Origin of the sequence: Nibrella viscosa, from assembly GCF_039541875.1 — a bacterium.
Classification (GTDB): domain Bacteria; phylum Bacteroidota; class Bacteroidia; order Cytophagales; family Spirosomataceae; genus Nibrella; species Nibrella viscosa.
On the sequence record NZ_BAABHB010000003.1, the window covers coordinates 386,682 to 408,268 of the forward strand.

The 21,587-nt window shown below is 53.4% G+C and carries 17 protein-coding genes; 7 read left to right on the forward strand and 10 right to left on the reverse strand.

Annotated elements, in window-relative coordinates:
* Positions 1–33 precede the first annotated feature (33 nt).
* The 4 genes from ABD931_RS10170 to ABD931_RS10185 all read left to right on the forward strand — a co-directional run bounded on the left by ABD931_RS10170 (position 34) and on the right by ABD931_RS10185 (position 3,488).
* Positions 34–1,131: a YncE family protein gene (locus ABD931_RS10170; RefSeq protein ID WP_345266616.1), complete on the forward strand. Its 1,098-nt coding sequence runs from the start codon at positions 34–36 to the stop codon at positions 1,129–1,131.
* 124 nt (positions 1,132–1,255) lie between these two features.
* Positions 1,256–1,591 (forward strand): four-helix bundle copper-binding protein, encoded by a 336-nt coding sequence (locus tag ABD931_RS10175; RefSeq protein ID WP_345266618.1) that lies wholly within the window; start codon positions 1,256–1,258, stop codon positions 1,589–1,591.
* A 29-nt stretch (positions 1,592–1,620) separates the two neighbouring features.
* Entirely contained in the window at positions 1,621–3,096 is a 1,476-nt protein-coding gene (locus tag ABD931_RS10180) for a hypothetical protein (RefSeq protein ID WP_345266620.1), read from the forward strand.
* 32 nt (positions 3,097–3,128) lie between these two features.
* Positions 3,129–3,488, forward strand: a complete 360-nt coding sequence (locus ABD931_RS10185) for a heavy-metal-associated domain-containing protein (protein WP_345266622.1) — start codon at positions 3,129–3,131, stop codon at positions 3,486–3,488.
* Between the two features lie 88 nt (positions 3,489–3,576).
* Here ABD931_RS10185 and ABD931_RS10190 read toward each other — a convergent pair whose 3' ends face one another.
* Both ABD931_RS10190 and ABD931_RS10195 read right to left on the reverse strand, forming a co-directional pair.
* Positions 3,577–5,265 (reverse strand): GMC oxidoreductase, encoded by a 1,689-nt coding sequence (locus tag ABD931_RS10190; protein WP_345266624.1) that lies wholly within the window; start codon positions 5,263–5,265, stop codon positions 3,577–3,579.
* Between the two features lie 71 nt (positions 5,266–5,336).
* On the reverse strand, positions 5,337–6,287 hold the full coding sequence (locus ABD931_RS10195) for a class I SAM-dependent methyltransferase (protein WP_345266626.1): 951 nt from the start codon (positions 6,285–6,287) through the stop codon (positions 5,337–5,339).
* Between the two features lie 121 nt (positions 6,288–6,408).
* Between ABD931_RS10195 and kynU the strand changes: the two genes are divergently transcribed.
* Positions 6,409–7,680, forward strand: coding sequence for a kynureninase (kynU, locus tag ABD931_RS10200; protein WP_345266628.1), 1,272 nt, complete (start codon positions 6,409–6,411; stop codon positions 7,678–7,680).
* On the opposite strand, the gene ABD931_RS10205 is transcribed toward kynU, so the two are convergent.
* Entirely contained in the window at positions 7,660–8,334 is a 675-nt protein-coding gene (locus tag ABD931_RS10205; protein WP_345266630.1) for a TetR/AcrR family transcriptional regulator, read from the reverse strand. The two genes, kynU and ABD931_RS10205, sit on opposite strands and share 21 nt — an antisense overlap.
* 82 nt (positions 8,335–8,416) lie before the next feature.
* Complete coding sequence (queG, locus tag ABD931_RS10210) at positions 8,417–9,343, reverse strand: tRNA epoxyqueuosine(34) reductase QueG (protein WP_345266632.1); 927 nt, start codon at positions 9,341–9,343, stop codon at positions 8,417–8,419.
* Between the two features lie 203 nt (positions 9,344–9,546).
* Between queG and ABD931_RS10215 the strand changes: the two genes are divergently transcribed.
* Positions 9,547–10,098: a nucleotide exchange factor GrpE gene (locus tag ABD931_RS10215; RefSeq protein ID WP_345266634.1), complete on the forward strand. Its 552-nt coding sequence runs from the start codon at positions 9,547–9,549 to the stop codon at positions 10,096–10,098.
* Positions 10,098–11,264, forward strand: a complete 1,167-nt coding sequence (gene dnaJ, locus ABD931_RS10220) for a molecular chaperone DnaJ (RefSeq protein WP_345266636.1) — start codon at positions 10,098–10,100, stop codon at positions 11,262–11,264. The genes ABD931_RS10215 and dnaJ overlap by 1 nt, the downstream gene beginning before the upstream one ends.
* A gap of 58 nt (positions 11,265–11,322) precedes the next feature.
* Here the strand turns inward: dnaJ and ABD931_RS10225 are convergent, their stop codons facing one another.
* The 6 genes from ABD931_RS10225 to ABD931_RS10250 form a co-directional block, all read right to left on the reverse strand.
* Positions 11,323–12,765, reverse strand: a complete 1,443-nt coding sequence (locus ABD931_RS10225) for a L,D-transpeptidase scaffold domain-containing protein (RefSeq protein WP_345266638.1) — start codon at positions 12,763–12,765, stop codon at positions 11,323–11,325.
* Positions 12,766–13,288: 523 nt separating this feature from the next.
* Entirely contained in the window at positions 13,289–14,326 is a 1,038-nt protein-coding gene (locus ABD931_RS10230) for a sugar phosphate isomerase/epimerase family protein (RefSeq protein ID WP_345266640.1), read from the reverse strand.
* 211 nt (positions 14,327–14,537) lie between these two features.
* Complete coding sequence (locus ABD931_RS10235; RefSeq protein ID WP_345266642.1) at positions 14,538–17,492, reverse strand: glycosyltransferase family 117 protein; 2,955 nt, start codon at positions 17,490–17,492, stop codon at positions 14,538–14,540.
* 147 nt (positions 17,493–17,639) lie between these two features.
* Positions 17,640–18,998, reverse strand: coding sequence for an ABC transporter permease (locus ABD931_RS10240; RefSeq protein ID WP_345266644.1), 1,359 nt, complete (start codon positions 18,996–18,998; stop codon positions 17,640–17,642).
* Between the two features lie 139 nt (positions 18,999–19,137).
* Positions 19,138–20,052, reverse strand: a complete 915-nt coding sequence (locus tag ABD931_RS10245; protein WP_345266646.1) for an ABC transporter ATP-binding protein — start codon at positions 20,050–20,052, stop codon at positions 19,138–19,140.
* Positions 20,053–20,256: 204 nt separating this feature from the next.
* Positions 20,257–21,507, reverse strand: coding sequence for a dicarboxylate/amino acid:cation symporter (locus ABD931_RS10250; RefSeq protein WP_345266648.1), 1,251 nt, complete (start codon positions 21,505–21,507; stop codon positions 20,257–20,259).
* Positions 21,508–21,587 lie beyond the last annotated feature (80 nt).

Sequence of the window (21,587 nt, forward strand, 5' to 3'; positions counted from 1 at the left end):
CTACCTTTGAACTGTAAATTCAACACAAGATTTATGAGACTATTCTCAGGCAAACAGGTTCTGGCAACGCTGGCCGCTTTTGCAGCAGCCGGTTGCAGCCTGGTTAAAGAGGCTGTTCAGCCCGAACTGAATGTAAACTATCCGGCTGCGTATGTGGTCAACGGTCAGAGCAGTACCGTAACGGTCATCAATCTGACAACTAACCAGGTGGCGGGTATTATCCCGCTGGTCGATAAAGTGACTCGTCCGGATGGCAGTCGGGTAGGATCGGGAGCCTTCCTGGCTTATCCGCATCACCTGTCGCTGCATCCCAGCGAGACACAACTGGCCATAGCGGCCCCTGGTGTTGATCTGAGTGCCGGTCATGGTGAAAAAGATCCGCATGGCGGGGTTAAAAAAGGCGGTAAAGTTGCGATACTCGACGCGGTAACCGGTACGGTTCGGCACATTTTGTCGCTGCCGGACCCGAATCACAATGCTGTTTTCTCGCCCGACGGCAACGAAATCTGGTCTGCTCAGATGGACCACCACGGCAAAGTTCTGGTGTATGATGCGAAAACGTACACCCTGAAACATACCATACCTGTAGGCGCAGAGCCGGCGGAGGTAACTTTTTCTGCCGATGGTTCAGTCGCTTTTGTAGCCAATGGAGCAGATAACACAGTAACTGCGATTGATCCATTGAAAAAATCTGTGGTGGCTACCATTTCTGTTGGCAAAAATCCGGTGGGTGCCTGGCCGGGTGCCGATGGTCGTATGTATGTCGACAACGAAGACGGCAAAACGATTTCCGTGCTGGATGTCAAAACGCTGAAAGTCGTAGAGACGGTCGATCTGGGCTTTGTGCCGGATTTTGCCTTTTTCCTCAGCGCACAGCGTGAACTATGGGTGACTGATGGACTGGCCGGTAAAGTACACTGGTGGCGAAAAGAGGCTGATGGACGCTATACCTACGGCGGTTCACTGGCAAGCGGTGCCGGGGCCCATGCAATTGGCGTGTATAACGGTATGGCCTATATAACCAACCAGAAAGGGGCTTCCGTTTCGGTGGTAGATGTGGCTAAACACCTGAAGGTGAAAGACATTTCGGTAGATAATAAGCCGAATGGAATTGCCATTCTGAACAGGTAATTGAGAGGCAGGTATGCCTGGGTAAACTAATAAAATCAGGACGAATTCAGCCTACACCAGTTACAGTAGGAGAACGCCACTTTCGGGATTCAGCATTATTCTCAAACATAAACCTAAGAACGTTATGGAAACTATGGAACACCGCTCCCACGTCGACACCTGTTTTGACTGCGCGGCCGCCTGCGAACACTGCGCTACCGCCTGCCTGAAAGAAGAGCAGGTGCAGATGATGGCCGACTGTATCCGGCTATGCCGCGAGTGCGCCGACTTCTGCACCATGTGCGGCCGGTTGACGGCACGGGACTCGCAGTTTATGCGGCAGTTTATGGTTCTTTGCGCGGATGTGTGTCAGGCCTGCGCCGATGAGTGTGGTAAACACGACCATGAGCATTGCAAAGCCTGCGCCGAAGCCTGCCGTAAATGTGCGGATGAGTGCCGGCATATGGGTGCCTCTGCGTAAGATTTTTTATCCACAAAATACAACTTGAAATGAACGCAAACCTGCTTAACGTGGTGTTTGGGCTGGCACTCCTGGGTCCTACCGGCCGGGTGTCTGCCCAGCACGAGCACCATCAGGGGCACACCCAACCTGCCCGGCAAGAGCAAAAACAGAAAACAACAGCCGATACGGTCCGCCCGGTGGACCACTCCATGCACCAGGGCATGGACCACAGCACGATGAATCATGGTGCAATGGGCGATCAACAGCATTCTATGTCAATGTCGCACCTGTACTCCCGCAATCTGCCCATGAACCGCAACGCGTCGGGTACAGCCTGGATGCCCGACCAGACACCGATGTACATGAACATGCGGCACTCCAACAAGGGCTGGATGTACATGCTTCACTACAGTGTATTTATCCGGCATACCAATCAGAATTTCAATAATCCGGGCAAGCGGGGTCGGGCAACGCAGTTCGATGCGCCCAACTGGTTCATGGGAATGGCGCAGCGAAATGTAGGGCAGCGGGGGCTTTTCTCCGTTAAGTTAATGATGTCACTGGACCCGCTGACGGTAAGTCCGGATGGCTACCCGCTGGTATTCCAGTCAGGTGAGACATATCAGGGCCGGCGGCTGGTTGACCGCCAGCACCAGCACGACCTGTTCTCTGAGGTATCAATAGGGTATAGCCATGCCTTCAGTCCGAATACCGATGCTTTTATCTACGTTGGCTTTCCGGGCGAACCGGCACTGGGACCGCCGGCTTTTATGCACCGTATTTCGTCTTTTAACAATCCGGATTCACCCCTGGGCCATCACTGGCAGGATGCCACGCATATTACCTATGGGGTAGCTACGGCGGGTTTTCGGTACAAAATCGCTAAAGTGGAAGTGTCCAGCTTTACGGGCCGGGAGCCGAACGAACAACGGCTTGGTTTCGACCGGCCCCGCTTCGATAGCTACTCGTACCGGCTGTCGGTGAACCCGTCGCCCACACTGGCACTACAGTTCTCTCAGGGCTTTATCAAGAGCCCGGAACCACTGGAGCCGGATGAAAACGTAACCCGTACCACGGCTTCTTTGCTTCACAGTAAATCTCTCGGTGGAGCCAACAGGTATGTCACATCGGCGCTGGTGTGGGGGATGAATGCGTCGCATGACCATAGTGATAACTCATATCTGGCCGAAACAAGCCTTCAGTTGGACCGGGTAGCGCTGTATGGCCGGTTCGAGAACATAACCAAATCACCGCAGGAATTATCGCTGGTAGAAGATCAGGTTGGTGGGCAGCATCACCTGACCATTAATAATCTGACGTTGGGAATGAATTACCGGCTGGTCCAGTACGCCAACACGGATCTTGTTTTAGGCGCTCAGTTAACGGGTAGTATGCCCGAGAAGGCACTGGAACCATTATACGGTAAAACACCGTTATCAGGGCAGATCTATCTTCGCATTACGCCTTCGGCTATGCCGATGCTGTCGGGGGGCCGTCGTATGAGTTCACCGCGTTCTATGTAAAGCTGAAAAACTGTTTAACCCAATAAAAACCCATGAAAAACCTGTTGTTTGGGCTGATCGCGGCCCTGATGCTGACCACCGGAACGGCTTACCGGACTGCCGATGATAAAGAGAAAGAGGTAAAGATTAAGACCTCCGCTATTTGCGAAATGTGTAAGGAGCGTATCGAGCGGAATCTGGCGTTTGAGAAAGGCGTAAAGGAGTCAAACCTGAATCTGGATAACAAGGTTGTTACGGTGAAGTACAACCCAAAGAAGACAGATGCGGCTAAAATAAAGGCGAATATCTCCAAGAGTGGTTACGATGCCGACGAGGTGACCGCCGACGAGAAAGGCTATAACAAACTGCCGTCGTGCTGCAAGAAAGACAACAAAGAGCACGCGCACCAGTAATCAATACAGACTTTGTTTATGATAAGCCCCGACTTTTAAGAGAGTCGGGGTTTATTGTTTTGCCTTGTTTTGGGCAGGCAACTTTATGTTACGGACGCGTTTTTACGGCATAATCGCAGGCGCGGGCGGTGAGGGCCATGTACGTCAGCGACGGGTTTACGCTGGAGCAGGAGGTCATGCAGGCCCCATCGGTGACAAAGACATTCGGCACGGCATGTAGCTGGTTGCGGGCGTTCAGCACCGAGGTTTTCGGGTCGCGGCCCATGCGGGCGGTACCCATTTCGTGTACCGTCGACATCGGTTCCGGGTTGCCGATGGTGATGCGTACATTGGTAAAGCCGGTCTTTTCCAGCATCTCGACGGCCTGGGTCATGGCGTCTTTCGACATCTGCCGCTCGTTATTTTTCCATTCGAAATGGATTTCCGGAACGGGCACCCCCCATTTGTCCTTCACCGTTTTGCTGGGCCTGACAAAGTTGTCGTGGTCGGGTAATTGCTCACCGAAGGAGGTTAGTCCCATCTCCCAATGGTCGGCCGGGCGGGAGAGGTATTCTTTCAGCTCGGCCCCGAAGCCGGGCCCTTCCGATGGGTTGTTGCGGGGGCGGGAGGCTCCGCCCTGGTAGTTGTAGCCACGGGTAAAATCCGGGTGTTTGTCGGTCACGTTCCGGAAGCGGGGCACGTAAATGCCGTTTGCCCGGCGGCCGTAGTAGTACTGGTCGGCAAAGCCTTCGTAGCGGCCGTGTACTGATGTTTTGTGGTGCGTCATCAGGTTGTGGCCCAATTCGCCGGAGTCGTTACCTAATCCGTTCGGAAAGCGGTCAGACACTGAGTTGAGCAGAATCATAGCTGTGCTGATGGTGCTGGCGTTCAGGAAAATGACTTTGGCGAAGTACTCGTAGGTTTTACCGGTTTCTGCATCGAGTACCGTCACCCCTTTGGCGCGTTTAGTCTTCTCGTCGTATAGCACATTCAGCACGATACTCTGCGGGCGCAGGGTCAGTCGTCCTGTTTGCATGGCAACGGGCAGCGTAGCGGCATTGCTGCTGAAGTACCCACCAAAAGGGCAGCCCCGGTCGCACATGTTGCGAAACTGGCAGAGGCCCCGGTTTCCCACCGGCTGCGTGAGGTTAGCCACCCGGCCGATAATCATCCGGCGGTCGCCGTACATCTGCTGAACCTTTCCGGCGATGTGCTTCTCCAGGCAGTTCATTTGCATCGGCGCAATATAGTCGCTGTCGGGCAGGTGCGGCATGTTCTCTCTGGTGCCGCTGACGCCGACAAACTTTTCCACGTAGCGGTACCAGGGCTCAATATCCTTATAGCGGATGGGCCAGTCTATGCCGGCACCGTCTTTCAGGTTGGCTTCAAAGTCGAGGTCACTCCAGCGGTACACCTGCCTCCCCCATGTCAGCGAGCGGCCACCTACCTGATGCCCCCGCGGCCACACAAACACTTCGTTTCGGGTCTGCACATAGGGGCTTTCCAGTTCATCGACGTAAAAATGTTTGTTGCCTTCGTTCACCGAATAGTTTCGCTGCGTAAGCCGGTATTTTTCGCTGTCGGCCAGCGGCAGGCGGCCGTAATGTGTCATCTCCCAGGGTGCCTGCTGGGCGGTGGGGTAATCGGTGACGTGTTTTACATCCCGGCCCCGTTCCAGCAACAGCGTTTTCAGGCCTTTTTGGGTCAGTTCTTTGGCCGCCCAGCCCCCGCTGATCCCGGAACCGACAACAATGGCGTCATAGGTGTTCTGCGCGGTGGCTTTCAGATTCAGTACCATGAGACAGTGGGGTTGCTTTTCGTTAAAAGCAGAAAATCAGTCGGTTCTACCATTGGTCCGCGTCCCCACTCTCAGACCTTCCTCAGATAGAAAATAGCCTGGTCGCCCTGCCTGGTCTGGTTTAGTTTTTTAGCCTGTTTCGCGTAGCTCAGCTTCCTGAGTTTACGGTTTAATCCGGAGCCGTACAGCGATGAGGCATCCTCATACATTGCGATATTGTGCTTGTACTTTTCGCTATGTATAAACTGGGCGTGGTCGGAGTCATACTCTACGCCTGTCAGCCTCAAATCAGTCTGTTCGGCCAATAGCCTCATGCTCTCCACGGAATGCAGGAAAAGATGGCGGGGGGCATCCAGTTGAAACCAATTGGTGCGGTAGTGTTCCCAGGCGTAGGACGAAACGGTCGGAATCCGGATGATACACGTACCGTTCGGGGCCAGCAGGCGGTAAACAGCCTCCAGATTTTCCCGTGGGTCGGGTACATGCTCAAACGAGTGGTTATACATAATGATGTCCCACTCGCCCTTTATCTCGTAGATAAAGCTTTTCTGAACCCGGTAGCCGTTCGGGTAGGTGATGGTAGCCGGAATAAACGGGTCGGCTCCCTGCACGTTCTTCATGCCAAGCTCGTACAAGGGGTAGAGGTAACTGCCCCGGCCGCAGCCAATATCAATAATGCGGGTTGAGTGCGTCAGGCCGAGTTTTCCCAGGTGCTGGTACTGTTCGGCGGGGAAGAGGCCGTTCATGAAGCCGGAAACAAGCCCATTGGGAAAGAGTGCGGCCTGGTAGCGACTCTTGCGGAAAGCGCCCTTTACGCCCTGAAAGATGTGGCTCCGGGGAGCATCAAAGCCGTTGTATTCGGCCGGGTAGAACCGGGCGAGGTCGTCCGGTATGGTTTCGATTTGCAGGCACTGGCACCGCCGGCACTGGAAGTAGGTGAATGCTTCGCGCAGGCCTAACATCATTTCCCGTGGGTGGTACACGGTATTATTTTGGGCATTACCACAAATCCGACACGTCATGAGCGCTGTGAAAAGACAAAAGTAGCAAATAGCCGGCGTTCCATAAAGCAACAAGTCCTGACTCCGGTGATGAGCATTCCTGAGGAATTGCCGTATTTTTGCCGCCAAAGCATCAGGCTGCATGACCTTCGAAAACACGTTACACTTCGCTCAGCAACTCGACCGGAACGATCCGCTCCGCTCGTTCCGTGACCGCTTCCTGATACCGCAGGCCGGCGGGAAGGAGCTAATATACTTCTGCGGTAATTCCCTGGGTCTGCAACCCAAAGCGGCTCGTGAAGCCCTGGATCGGGAGCTGACCGTCTGGCAGCATCTGGCCGTGGAGGGCTGGTTTATGCGGCCCGACCAAGCCGAAGATACCCCCTGGCTGAGCATCCACAAACGGTGCAAAGACCCGCTGGCGCAGATAGTGGGCGCCCTGCCCTCTGAAGTGGTGCCGATGAACAACCTGACGGTGAATATGCACCTGATGCTGACCTCGTTTTACCGACCTGCCGGGCAGCGCACCAAAATCCTGACCATCGGGGGGGATTTTCCCTCGGACCAGTACGCGCTCGAAACGCACATACAGGCGCGGGGCATGAACCCGGCCGACGTGCTGGTGGAAATTTTTCCGCGAGAAGGCGAGTCTGCCTGGCGAGGGGAGGATATATGTAACGCCATCGACACCCACCGCGATACGCTGGCCCTGGTGCTGATGAGCGGCTTACATTACTATACCGGGCAGGTTTTCGACATGGCGGCCATTGCCCGGAAAGCACTCCAGGCAGGTGTGCCCGTCGGCTTTGATCTGGCCCATGCTATCGGCAATATTCCGTTGTGGCTGCACGACTGGCAGGTGGACTTTGCCTTCTGGTGCTCCTACAAATACCTCAATTCCGGACCGGGCGGAGTATCGGGAGTCTTCATACACCAAAAGCACCATAACGCCAATCTGCCCCGGCTGGCGGGCTGGTGGGGCTACGACGAAGATAGCCGGTTTGCCATGACCAAAGGCTTTGTGCCTATGGCCGGTGCCGACGGCTGGCAGTTAAGCACCCCCACCGTGCTGGCTATGGCCGTACACCACGCAGCCCTGCAGATTACCGCCGAAGCAGGCATGGACGCCCTGCGCCGGAAAAGTGAGCAGTTAACCGCTTATCTGGAGTTTGTACTTCGCAATTCCGGCTATCCATTGGAAATTATGACGCCGGCCGACCCGGCCGGGCGGGGGTGCCAGTTGTCGCTGCTGGTTCACCAGGACGGTAAACGCCTTTTCAACCGGCTGGTGGAGCAGGGTATCATCGGCGACTGGCGCGAGCCCGATTGCATCCGGCTGGCTCCAACCCCCCTGTACAACACGTTTGAAGAAGTCTGGCATGTAGGGCAGATATTACTCAAATTCCGAACCTGACATTTTGGGAATTTCGCTTCTGAATTCGGTATTGGAATTGGCCAGTCGTTCGCGGGTGGTCAGGTAAGCGCCCCGAAATATCTGGCGCAGGGCATCTTCAATTTTGGTCCAGGCTTCGTCGGTGCTCAGGTCGAGGCCCATCATTACCTTGGTAGACTGCGACAAAAAGGTAAGCAACATCATCGCGCTGGCCACAATGGCGGCAAAGCCCTGGGCGTGGGGTGTTCCGATCAGCCGGGAGAGGCCTTCAATCATTTCATTGGCCTGCTTTTCCCGCTCGGCACCCAGCGGATTATGGAAACTATCGGGGTCGAAGAGGTTTTTTCGCAGAAACTCCCGCGCTTCAGTGTTCTGGCGCAACTGCCTGAATTCGCTGATGATGTATTCGCAGGCCGTTTGGTAAATCTCCTCCAGCGAAGCGGATTTCAGCGCATTAACATCCAGCATCGGGGTGTTAATTACCGGTTTGGCCTGCTGAACATACGCATCCATCAGCCCATTCAGCCCGCCAAAGTAGCGGTAAATCAGGATTTTATTCACACCGGCCCGGTTGGCAATTCTATTTATGCCCACTTCATCAATCCCCTCGTTGTGAATGATCTGACCAACTGCATCGATCAGTTTCTGTTCCGTTTGAGCGCGGTCACGCTGCATAGTAAAATGGTGATCAGAGTGGAAGATAAAAAGGCAATGTAACCAATAATTGACAACGGCGCTAGGCCTGTTTAGTGAACGGTCATTTTCGTAGAAATTCAATATTCCGTTTCAGACCGGCCAGTTTAGTGCGTTTCACGGCCGAGCGCCGGAAAACCGCCTGAAAGACGTCTTCGGTAATCTCTTCCCAGTCGGCTTTGGAAAATTGCTCCAGCGCAGGATGAGGGGTAAACTCCGGCGTTTGGTGCGGCCGGGCAAAGCGGTTCCAGGGGCAGACATCCTGGCAGATGTCACACCCGAACATCCAGTTTTGGAACTTGCCTTTTACCTCGTCCGGAATGGCTTCTTTCAACTCAATGGTAAAATAAGCGATACACTTGCTGCCGTCTACTACGTACGGCTCCACAATGGCGTCGGTGGGGCAGGCATCTACGCAGCGGGTGCAGGTACCGCAGTAATCGGCAATGGGGCCGTCGGGCTCCAGGTCCAGGTCCAGAATCAGCTCACCGATGAAAAAGAAGCTGCCTATGTCGCGGTTGATCAGGTTGCTGTGTTTGCCAACCCAGCCCAGCCCGGCCCGCTTAGCCCAGACTTTGTCCATGACTGGTGCCGAGTCGACAAAGGCCCGGCCGTTCACTTCCCCAATTGCTTCGTGTATATATGCCATCAAGGATTTCAGCTTATCTTTCAGGACAAAATGGTAGTCGGTGCCGTAGGCGTATTTAGACAGCTTGTAATCATCTTCACCTTCGGGCAGTCGTTCTGCCGGATAGTAGTTGAGCAGTACCGTGATGACCGATTTGGCTCCCTCTACCAGCAATCTGGGATCGAGCCGTTTGTCGAAATGGTTGGCCATATAGCCCATCTGACCGTGCCGGTTGCGGTTCAGCCAGGCTTCCAGCCGGGGCGCTTCGTCTTCCAGAAATTCGGCTTTGGCAATGCCACAGAAGTCGAAGCCCAGTTCGGTTGCTTTAGCTTTGATGAGTTGTGTGCGTTTGTCGATTAGCATTTGAAGACCCGCTATTCCCGGAACTGAGGGCTCTGGTTATAACAGATTAAGCTGCCGAAAAAATCCGTAATACCGGTTTAATCCGTAAACTTGCGGAACCGGGAACCGTTTGGGGTAATGTCAAGTTGTCAGTTTAAAGGAATTTGGCAACGGAATTGCTGCCAATTACCTGCGTAATACTGGACTGCGAACGAGGCTTTATCATGGAAAATAAAGACATTTTGAACGAAGAACTTAACCAAACCAACGAACAACCTGACAATACGGCTACCGCATCGGCTGAAGAAACGAACAGCAAACAGGAGGCTGCCGTGGATACCCGCGAGGCTGAAGTGGCGGAATTAAAAGATAAATACCTGCGCCTGTACGCCGATTTCGAGAATTTCCGCCGGCGGACCGCTAAGGAAAAGCTGGAGCTGGTGTCAACCGCCAGTGAAGGTTTATTGGTGGCCCTGCTGCCGGTAGTCGATGACTTTGAGCGGGCCATGCAGTCGCTGGAAAATACCTCTGATGTGGCTGCGCTGAAAGAAGGCGTTGCGCTGATCTTTCATAAACTAACTAAAACGCTGGAGGCAAAAGGACTGAAGCCGATGACGTCGAAAGGTGAGCCTTTCAACGCCGACCTGCATGAATCGGTAACTCAGTTTCCGGCTCCCAGCGAAGACCTGAAAGGCAAGGTTATCGACGAAGTTGAAAAAGGATACTACCTGAACGATAAGGTTATACGATTTGCAAAGGTTGTAGTTGGAAGCTAATGGCAACGAAACGAGATTATTACGAGATACTGGGGGTTGATAAGAATGCCTCCCCGGAAGACCTGAAAAAGGCGTACCGGAAGATGGCCATTAAATATCACCCGGATAAGAACCCCGACGATCCCACGGCTGAGGAGAACTTTAAGGAAGCGGCTGAGGCTTACGACGTCCTGAGTGATCCGCAGAAGAAGGCCCGTTACGATCAGTTTGGTCATGCCGGCGTTAACGGCAACGGCGGCTATGGCGGTTACGGTCAGGGTGGTCCGTCGATGGAAGATATTTTCAGTCAGTTTGGCGACATCTTCGGCGACGATTCGCCCTTTGGCAGCTTCTTCGGCCGGGGTGGGGCCGGCGGGCAGCGGCAGCGGGTACGCCGGGGCTCCGATCTGCGTATCAAGTTGAAGCTGACGCTGCAGGAGGTCGCCAACGGTGTCGAGAAAAAGATAAAAGTAAAACGCCATGTGGCCTGTAACACCTGTGGCGGCAACGGCTCTAAAAACGGTACGGCCGTGCAAACCTGTCAGACCTGTAACGGTAGCGGGCAGGTCCGCAAGGTGGTAAATACGATGCTGGGGCAGATGGTATCTACCAACACCTGTCCGACCTGTAACGGCGACGGTAAGATTGTAACTGAGCGCTGCGATACCTGTTTCGGCGAGGGTCGGGTGCTGCAGGAGGATGTAATCCCGATTAAGATCCCGGCGGGTGTGGCCGAAGGCATCCAGCTTTCTGTGGGCGGTAAAGGAAATGTGCCGCCACGGGGTGGTGTGGCCGGTGACCTGCTCATTGTGATTGAGGAGGAGGAAGACGGCGAATTAAAGCGCGACGGCAGCAATGTGATCTACGACCTGTACGTCAACTTCGTAGATGCGGCTTTGGGAACCAGTGTAGAAGTGCCGACCATTGATGGCAAGGCCCGTATTACGCTGGAGCCGGGTATACAGAGCGGCAAGATCCTGCGTCTGAAGGGTAAAGGGATTAAAGACCTGAACGGCTACGGCCGGGGCGATGAGCTGATCCACGTTAACGTATGGACTCCGAAGCAAGTGTCATCTGAGGAGCGTTCAATACTGGAAAGGCTGCGGAACTCCCCTAACTTCCAGCCTAAGCCATCCAAGAGTGATAAAGGCTTTTTCGAGAAGATGAAAGACTTCTTTCACGGCTAAGAATAATGCCAAAATTAAAGACGCCCGGCCGCCAGGTTGGGTGTCTTTATTTTTAAGCCTATCGGTGCATTAGCAGAGAGTTGGCGTGCTGGTAGGCATCATCGTACAACCGGATGTTTCCCCGCTCATCGATACCCATTGAATTGGCAAAAACAAGGAGCGAAACCGGTGGGCTGATTTTGCGAATGATAGAGGTGGTGCCGGTTTGGGTAGGCGGCCTCTGGATAAGGTGATGCACCTCGTCATTATCGTCCAGCAACCAGGCGGCCAACTCCATCGGCTTTTCAACCTGCACCCCACCCAGATTATGGAAGCGGCTATCCTGTCTGAACAGGATTTGCGGGTTCAGGTTCTGCGCAAATACGGTCAGCTCATTGGGCGGAATGGTGTAGGGCAGAAAACCAGACTGGCCCGGATTGGGGGAAAACCGCACGTTGGTCAGATGGGAAAAAAACTGGGGCGTAGGCGTTTCGGGTTTGCCTAGCAGGGCCCGCATGGACAGGGTAACAGTGCTGCCTTCAAACCCGTATAGCTCGGCCGCCGGCAGGTTAATCACCAGTGTTTTGTACTCGTTGATGGCGTTGAGCCAGCGCCAGCTATTCAAACTCCGCACCAGCATCTTCGTATAATCGGCAAACGGCTTGTTTACTTTAGCCAGGGTGGTCAGGGTTAGCCGGCCGTCGGCGGGCTCGCCAACTTTCTGCTGAAACAACGTTAAGGCCTGCTGCACCTGTATCTCGGACGGATGTACGGCGTTGAGCGGCAATACACCCCAGGCTTTGAGCCGGTTGACGAGCAGCCGGTTCTCGGCTAACTCCCCGGTGAAGGGAATCGGCCCCGTAACCAGTTCTGGCCGGTTGATGATGCCGTTTACCCGCATCATCTCAGTACGGAGAGTTTGGTAGACCTGCGTTTGAGGTTCGGTGCCTTCGAGTACCTGCGGGAAAGTGTAGCAGTTGGCAAAGGCCGTCAGCAGGTAGGTTTCTACGCCAAATTCCTGCCCTACCGGATCGCAGTCGGGGTTGATGGTGAGCCAGTTGGGCCGATTGGTACCGTAGCCGACATGTTCCATAAAGGTGAGCAGGGCATCGGAGGTATAAAGCTCATACGCCAGCGTATTTTTCCGGTTTAGCGTTTTCAGCAGCGTATAATGGTAGTTGTCGCGGTTCAGACCAAAATCGTCAGCACGCTCCAACGTCTGCAGAAAGGCTTTGCGGAACGGCTCCCACTCGGGCGACCAAAGGTATTCGTCGCCGGTCTGATTGTACAAGGCGTCAATCCGTTTGGGGTTGAGGATCGGATGTTGCCGGAGCAGGTTCGGCTGCTTCTGGCTCAATTGCTGAACCAGCCGGGGAACGGACGGCTTCTGGGCCTGAACCGACTGGCTGATACAGAATGCCAGGAAAAGGCATAGTCCTAAAAAAGACTGTCGGGAAAAGAAGCCCCATGTCGGTTGGGTACGGAGGGGAGGGATACCGGATTGCGTGATTACCTTGTTCATGGATGCTTCTGTTTTAACAGAACAAAGTAACGCAATCCGGAACGGGCTGACGATGAGCATCATCAGCTGCTGGTGTGAAGTTTGTTAGGCCCCTGGATGGTAGGTATCGCTACCGGGTCGTGCCAGGTCTTGTTTTCTTATATTCAGGTACCAGGATCTAACTATCTTAAGTGAAGGGGTTGTTATTCCAATTTTGCTCATAATTAATTCCAAAGAATTAAGGGGGACCGTCACCAATGGGCTATTTGGTACTGTAAGCCTGAATTGATTTTAAGAAAATAATCGTGCAAAACTAGGCTTGCCCTTACAGGGCAGTAAGTGCGTTAAAGATTGGTGACATGGCTACAAACCGCTTACCCCTCTGGGGTACAAAGCTGTCATTAATTACCCCGGAGGGGTCAGCGGTTTGTAGCCCCAGCCAATTCGTGCCCTGCTCTCTGCCCTGTAAGGGCAAGCCAAAATGGCTCGTTTATTTTTTTAAAATCAATAAAGACTTGAGATCCCAAACAGCTCTCTTTAATTCTTAAGCCAGAATATTCCGGCAAAAATCAACGCACTTGCGGACTTCGGCTACCGGATTTGAGCCTTCCGGTACCTTGTATTCCAGCTCCACCGTAGCCGGAAAGGTATACTTCTGCTGCCGCATCAGGGTCAACGCTTCTTTCAAAGGGGTATCGCCCTGTCCCCAGGGCAAATTGCCTTTACCGTTAGCAGGACCCTGCCGGTCTTTGATATGCATACTGGCAATGCGGTCATGCTTTTGCCGGATGAGCCCCAGCGGGTCGGGCTGACCGGCGGCTATGTAGTGCCCCAGGTCAAAGTTCAGAGCGTTACCGGGCGATTGGGCCAGGGCGGTATCCCAGAAGGTGGGCGTTTGCTGCTCGTGGCCGTGATAACCCACGCGGATGCCGTGCTTTTCGGCCATTTTACCTAACCGCTGCGTATGAGCATCGTTGGCGGGGTGTTCCAGCGTCACCTGGTTGGCTCCCAGCGCTTTGGCGGCTCGCATGCCATAGTCAATATCAGCGTCTGTGTTTTGCATCCCGAACGCATCGGGTTTAAAGCCGTAGATGGTTACCCCGGCCTTGTTGTACATCTTGCGTACCTGCTCAAACTTGGCCATGGAGACTGACTGCCGCCATTTGGCAACCTCAGCCCGGTAGGCTTTGGTCTGGGCGTCGGCCTCGGCCAGTATTTTCTGTTCGTCTTCGGTCAGTTGCTGGTTTTCGCGACGCTTCCGCATCAACGGAAATATCGTGCGCATATCCACCATATTTTTTGGCGCTCCGGCAAACGACTCGGCCGGCCCACCCATCAGTTCAATGGCGCTGATACCGCTGTCCAGCACGTATTGCAGCGTGGCCTCGGCGCTTTGGTCGGGCATTTCGCGGTACGAGTAGGTAATGACGCCGATCTGAACACCGTTGATAAGCGAGTTGGGTTTGTTCAGGTTCCGGATAATGGCCGGAGCACCAAACAGTTTGTTGGTGCCAAGTACGGCTCCTGATACGAGAGCGGCCGTAGTCCCCAGGAACGTACGGCGTGATTGCTGATCTTCCATGTTTTAGACGCTATTTGGTTAAGGTCTTTGATAAAAGCAATAGTAGGATAAATTCTCCTTAAAGTCATCGGGTATGAATCGTATAAGCAAAAAAGCCTCCGATTCCTCGGAGGCTTTTTTGTAGCCTGTACCCCGGACCGGGGCGCCGGTGCGATGCAAATCCGTCGTACTAGTTGTTAGCCCATGAAACGGATTACAAATCCGTTGTACATTAGCCCAGCGCATTGATGTGCTTCTGGAAAATGGCGTCGTACTTAGTGGCGGCTGCTACCTGGTTGGCTTCTTTACACGCTTCTGTAATGGTTTGGAGGCTGTACAGGTCGGCATTAGTGTCGCCCCAGCGCTGGCCGGTCTGTTGCAGATACGTCAGGTTCTGGTCGGCGCGTTTGGCAATCACGTCGGCAATTTCCAAGGCCTTCTTGTCTTCGCCCACGGCAAACAGGAACCGCACGTAGTTGGCCGATACCTGATCGAACGGAATACTCTTGTCTGGAATGACCTGGAGGGAGTAATTCAGTACCTGGCGGGCCTGCTCCTTTTTATTTTCCCGGATAAGCTGGTCGGCCAGCCGGAAGAACGCAATTCGGGCCGAGATCACCGGCGAGCCTTTGTAGGTCTCGTCGTAATACACGTTGGGATTGTCCATCTGCCGCCAGAAGGTTTTCTTCATCATGTTCTGGTACATGATGTCCGAATTGACAAAGCCATCCGACGCGCCCTGAACACCCACCGGCATCAGGCGGTAGGCATACCCTTCTAACTGCATATGGTCTTTCAGACTCAGGTAGTTCTGCGACGCCAGCGTGGTCGAGAAATAGATCGGCCGCTGCCAGTTGTTGTTGGCAATGATGTCGAGCATAATCAGATCCGGCTTGTACAGATCGTTTTTGCCGATGGTCCACTGCAGCGTGTCTTTCACGTACGGCCGCAGCGAAGCCGGCACAAAACTGGCTTTATCAACAGCCGCCTTATCAATCGGCAGGAACAACACCGACGACGGCATGATGCTGGTCATATCGCCGGTGGTGAGCGGCACCTGCACCGCCGGACTGCTTTGCCGGATCAGGCTGATGTATTCCTTCAGGTTAATACCGTTCTTAACGGCACCAATCTCATAGAAAGGAATGATGTCGTTCTTGCCGGTAATAAACTGGTCGAACTCCAGCGAAATGGGCAGGGCTTCGGACTCATAGGTCTGGCGCTTCATCTGCTGAATATACCAGTCGGTACCCAGCAGGCTAAGGTTACAAACGCGGACATCGGTGCGGAAGCCCTCGACCTCCTGGGCATACCATAGGGGGAAGGTATCATTATCACCCCCCACGAACAAAATCGCGTTGGGTGCGCAGGAGTTCAGCAGGTTCTTGGCAAAATCAACCGAGTGATACCGGTTGGAGCGGTCGTGGTTGTCCCAGTTCTTAGCCCCCATCATCACCGGCACCAGCAGGCACAGACCTGTGACCAGGCCGTTCCGCATCGTGTCGTTCTTCAGGTAGTTACGAAGTCCTTCGGCAATGGACATGACGCCGAGGCCCACCCAGATGGCAAAGAAGTAGAATGAACCCACATAGATATAGTCCCGTTCGCGGGGTTCACTGGGTGGGGAGTTCAGGAAGATTTGCAGAGCAATACCTGTAAAGAAGAACAGCAGCGCTACAATCAGGAAATCGCGCCGACGGCGGAAATACTGAAACACAATGCCAAACAGGCCCAGCAGGAAGGGCAGCATGTAATAATTGTCACGAGCCTTGTTGGCCTTCATCAGATCGGGTATGTTCTGGTCCGACGACCAGGGCAGCAAATAACCGGCCCCTTCCTCGTCGCTCTCCCGCCCGGTAAAGTTCCACATCAGGTATCGCCACCACATATGGCCAAGCTGGTAGCTGAACAGGAACTGGAGGTTATCGCCCATCGTCGGCTTTTTACCTTCCGGAATCTTCAGCATCTGACGGTATAATTGGGTATGTCCCGGCTGGGTACTGTAAATCCTGGGGAACAGCATCTGCTGATTGGCTTCGTATTCGTACACCGGTTTATAATCGTACACCACGTATTTGTTGCCCTGCTTGCGGTAAATGGGCTCTCCACGCTTCTGATCGATGGGCCGGGCCGTGAAGATTGGACCGTACAGCAATGACCGACTACCGTACTGCTCCCGTTTCAGGTACGAGATAAAGTTCAGTGCATCGCTCGGGTTATTTTCGTTGATGGGCGGATTATACCCCGACCGTACCAGCACCTGGATATACGACGCATAGCCGATGAGCACAAACGCCAGCGCCAGCAGCCCGGTATTGAGCATGACCTTGTTCCGCCGGGCCGACCAGATAATTCCGTACACCAAAGCGCCTATGAACAGAACGGTAAAGAAAATTGTGCCCACATTGAAGGGCAACCCAAACGTATTCACAAACAGCCGCTCTACCACAAAGGCGGCACTGGGCAGGCCCGGAATGATCCCGGAGTTGATAATCCCCAGAATGACCATACCGGCACCAAAAGCCATTACGCCCCCCCAGAAGGTAATTTTCTGATACTTTTTGTAGTAATACAGCAGTGCCAGCGCCGGCAGCGTAACCAGGTTCAGCAGGTGAACGCCAATGGACAGACCCGTCAGGTAAGCAATCAGCAGCAGCCAGCGGTTGGCCGTGGCATCGTCCTCAATCCGCTCCCAGCGGAAAGCGGCCCATACCACAATGGCCGTGAAGAATGAGGATAAGCCGTATACTTCGGCTTCAACGGCCGAGAACCAGAATGTATCGGAAAACGTATACGTAAGGGCCCCTACGGCACCCGTACCCAGCACAATCAGGGTATCAGCGGTGGCGTACGTCGCTTCGGCTTTATACAGAAGCTTTTGGGCGAGCATGGTAATAGTCCAGAACAGGAACAGAATGGTAAACGCACTGGACGTTACCGAAACCATATTTACCCAGAATGCTACTTTGGTGAGATCGCCTAAGGCAAGAAGGGAAAACATGCGGCCCAGCAGCAGAAAAAACGGCGCACCGGGCGGGTGAGGAACCTGAAGTTTGAACGAACACGCAATAAATTCGCCACAATCCCAGAAACTGGCCGTCGGTTCGACGGTTAAGGCATACGTAAGTAGCGCCACCGCAAAGACCGCCCAGCCCGTCAGGGTATTCAAGCGTTTGTAAGACTGCATATTTTGCTTTAAGGTTGAAGAAAAATAGAATTGCTGACTGTAAACTTTTTGTAAAGCAAAATTAGCAAAATAAAACCCGTCCGGGGCCGGACGGGCTGTTAAAAGTTGTTAAGCGCCAGTAGACCGGAATACAATTCCGGTCTACTGCTACGCATTATAAAATATCCACTTCGACAACTCCTTGTAGTTTACCTTTTTTCCGTACATCAGAATACCGACCCGGTAAATGCGGGCGGCCAACCAGGTGGTGCCCACAAAACCCAGCACCAGCAGGGTCATGGACAGGGCCAGCTCCCAGCCCGGAACACCCAGCGGAATGCGCACCATCATGATAATGGGCGAGGTAAACGGAATCATGGATGTCCAGAACGCCAGGCTGCCGTTAGGGTCGCGCAGGACAAACTGGGCAATAATAAACGAGAAAATGACGGGCAGCGTGATCGGCAGCATAAACTGCTGCACCTCCGTTTCGTTGTCGACAGCCGCACCTACGGCCCCGAACAGCGCACTGTAGAGCAGGTAGCCGCCCAGGAAGTAGAACAGGAAGCAGGCAATAATCATCGGAATATTCAGGCTGTTGATGGCCTTCATCACATCGTCAACCGGGTTCTTTGGAGCGGTCTGGGCCTGCGCTACCACCGTTTCATCCGTTGTGTCTTCGTCGCGCTGCATCTGCTGCTGCATACCGGGTTGCGTAGCCATCACCGTCTGCGCCCGCTGCTGGGCAAAGCGGGGGCCGAGTATAGACGTACCAAGGGAAGTAAGGGCAATCGTCAGCACAATCCAGAGTGTAAACTGGGTGAGACCAACCAGCGCCACGCCGATAATCTTGCCCATCATCAACTGGAAGGGCTTCACCGATGAGATAATCACCTCGACAATACGGTTGGTTTTTTCTTCCATCACGCCCCGCATCACCTGCGTGCCGTAGACAAACACTGAGATGTAAATCAGGAACGCGCAGATACCGCCGATAATGGTGGCCGCTCCGGCGCTGCTGGTTTTTTCGCCTTCTTCGCTGAGACTGATAGTTTCGGAATCAACATTTACTTTAGCATCCTGTAATACCTTGCGGGTAATGCCCGCCTGCGTCAGCTTTATGCTTTCGATTTCTTTTTCGATAGCCCGTTCAATGCTGCTTTTAATTTCGAGGCTGACGCCCTTCTCGGCAAACATCTGCAAACTTTTGGGCTGTTCCATCACATTCTCCGGAATGTGCACCAGCACATCTTTTTTACTGTTCAGGAAGTTTGACTTAGCGGCCTGAAACGTTGCGTCTGGGTAGCTGAACGAAAGTGATTTGGTGTTTTCCAGCTTGTTTTTAAACAAACCGCTATCGTCGATGACGTCAACTTTCTTCTGCTCGATGGAGCTGATAGCGGCCCAGCCCACCACGGCATAAAAGCCAAAAATCAGTAGAGGCCCCAGAATGGTCATCACAATAAAGGACCGCTTCCGGACGCGCACCAGGTATTCGCGTTTAAGGATTAGAAATATAATCTTCATGGGTAATGAGTGAAAGAGTGAATGGGCGAAAGTGTGAATGAGTGAAAGAGCGGGGCGCGTAGCCCGGGGCGCGTAGCCCGGGGCGCGTAGCCCGAAAGAGTGAAGAGGCTGTGAAGCCACTCTTTCACTCATTCGTTCTTTATGTGGTAGGTACTTCGCCAACGGCTTTGATAAAAATATCGTTCATGCTCGGGATATTTTCGCCGAACGCCCGGACGGTGACACGGTCGATCAGAAGCCGCACCAGGTCGTTGACGGCGGCATCGGGCGGAATGCGGATGTCGGTGCGGACAAAATTGTCTTCCAACTGTTTAGTGTCCAGCACGGTAAATGCCGGTGGCAGGTCGGCCAGGCTGCCCTGGTACTCGACGTGGTACGTATGGGTCTTGAACTGGTCTTTGATGGCTTTTTTGGGGCCATCCAGCACCTTATGCGAGCGGTTGATTAGGGCAATGTGATCACAAAGCTCTTCAACCGACTCCATGCGGTGGGTCGAGAATATAATGGTGCTGCCTTTCTCGCGCAATTCCAGAATTTCGTCTTTGATCAGGTTGGCGTTGATGGGGTCGAAGCCGGAGAAGGGCTCATCCAGAATAATCAGGTCGGGTTCGTGCAGCACAGTAGCCACAAACTGAATTTTCTGTTGCATTCCTTTGGAGAGGTCTTCTACCTGTTTGGCCCACCAGGTTTTGATATCAAACTTGGTAAACCAGATCTTCAGCTTCTCCATAGCCTGTTTTTCACTCAGGCCCTTCAGTTGGGCCAGATACAGCAGTTGTTCCCCAACTTTCATCTTTTTGTACAGACCCCGTTCTTCGGGCAGGTAGCCGATGCGCTGAATGTGATCGGGGTGCAGCGGTTTCCCGTCGAAGATTACCTCGCCCGTGTCGGGCCCGGTAATCTGGTTGATGATGCGGATGAGCGAGGTTTTGCCGGCACCGTTAGGACCGAGCAGGCCAAAGATGCTGCCTTTGGGTACCGTCAGACTGACATCGTCGAGCGCCCGGTGTTGAGCGTACTGTTTGACAATGTGGCGGGTTTCTAAAATGTTCATGCGGTTAAGAACTGGTTACTTCAAAAATAGTAACTGTTCCGTTGGTAAGCTAACCTTTGTGATAAAGAGTACGGCAGGTATATAAACGGTAGCAATGGCCTGTTATACACAACAGCCGTACTCCTGCGGAATTTAGGAGTACGGCTGGAGAATCAATTAAGCAGATTGGTCTATTGTGATAATAGACAAGCCGGCACAAAGAAATTAGGCTGTTATCTGTTCCTCCGGCGTGAGCTGTTTCTCTCCCTCCCATTTGGAGATAATGCAGGTAGCCACCGCATTACCGGCCACACTGGTAGCCGACCGCCCCATGTCCAGGAAGGGATCGATACCCAGAATCAGAGCCAGACCCTCAACCGGCAAATCAAACATGGCCATAGTCCCGGCAATAACCACCAGCGACGCCCGGGGCACCCCGGCAATGCCTTTAGACGTTACCATCAGCGTCAGCAGCATCACTATCTGCTGCTGTAGCGTGAGCGAGACACCGTACGCCTGCGCCAGAAAACCTGTGGCAAAGGTCATATACATCATAGAGCCATCCAGGTTGAACGAATACCCCAGCGGCAGCACAAACCCAATAATGCGCGGAGAAATACCGAACTCTTCGAGAGCTTTTATTTGCTGGGGCAGCGAGGCCTCCGAACTGGCCGTACTAAATGAGAGCAGCAGCGCGTCTTTGATCTGCGCCATCAACCTGAAGAAAGGAATGCCGATAACAACGCAGATGCCCGCCAGAACGACGAATATAAAAAAGAGCAAGCCGCCAAAGAAACACAGCAGCAGGTATGCATATGAGATCAGAATGCCCAGGCCTTTGGCCGCCACGACGGCCGTCATAGCGCCCAACACTGCATACGGTGCCAGTTGCATGACATAGCCGACCATCTTGAACACAATTTCGCTGAGCGAGTCGAGGGCTTTCATAATGTTTTTGCCCTTCTCACCAATCGCCCCCAGCGCTACCCCAAAGAACAGCGCAAAAACTACGATCTGGAGAATTTCGTTCTCGGCCAGAGCCCGGAAGGCACTATCCGGGAAAATGTGCAGGATAAACTCCTCAATGCTGTTCAGCTTTTTACCTTCAATACCCACGCTGGTACCGGCCGCCGGGCGCGGCCAGCTTTGAATTTCACCCGGCCGGGTGATGTTTACTACCACCAGACCGATCGTTAGCGACAGGATTGTGGCAAAGTAGAAGTAGCCGAGTGTTTTCAGGCCTATCCGGCCTACTGCCTTAAAATCACCGAGTTTGGCAATGCCCACCACCAGGGTCGTGAATACCAGTGGGCCGACAATCATTTTGATAAGCTTCAGGAAAACTTTACTGACTATCTGAAACTTATCGCCTACCGACGCGGCCGTTTCGGCGTCGGTAGTGGCATATAAAATCTGACCCAATATGACACCCAGCACAAAGCCGAGCACAATTTTAGTGGTGATGTTGAATTTCATTCAATAGCGAAGAAACAATACTTGGAATAGGCGAATCCTAACAAAAATAGGAGAAAAAACCGAAAAGTGCCTGATTCTCT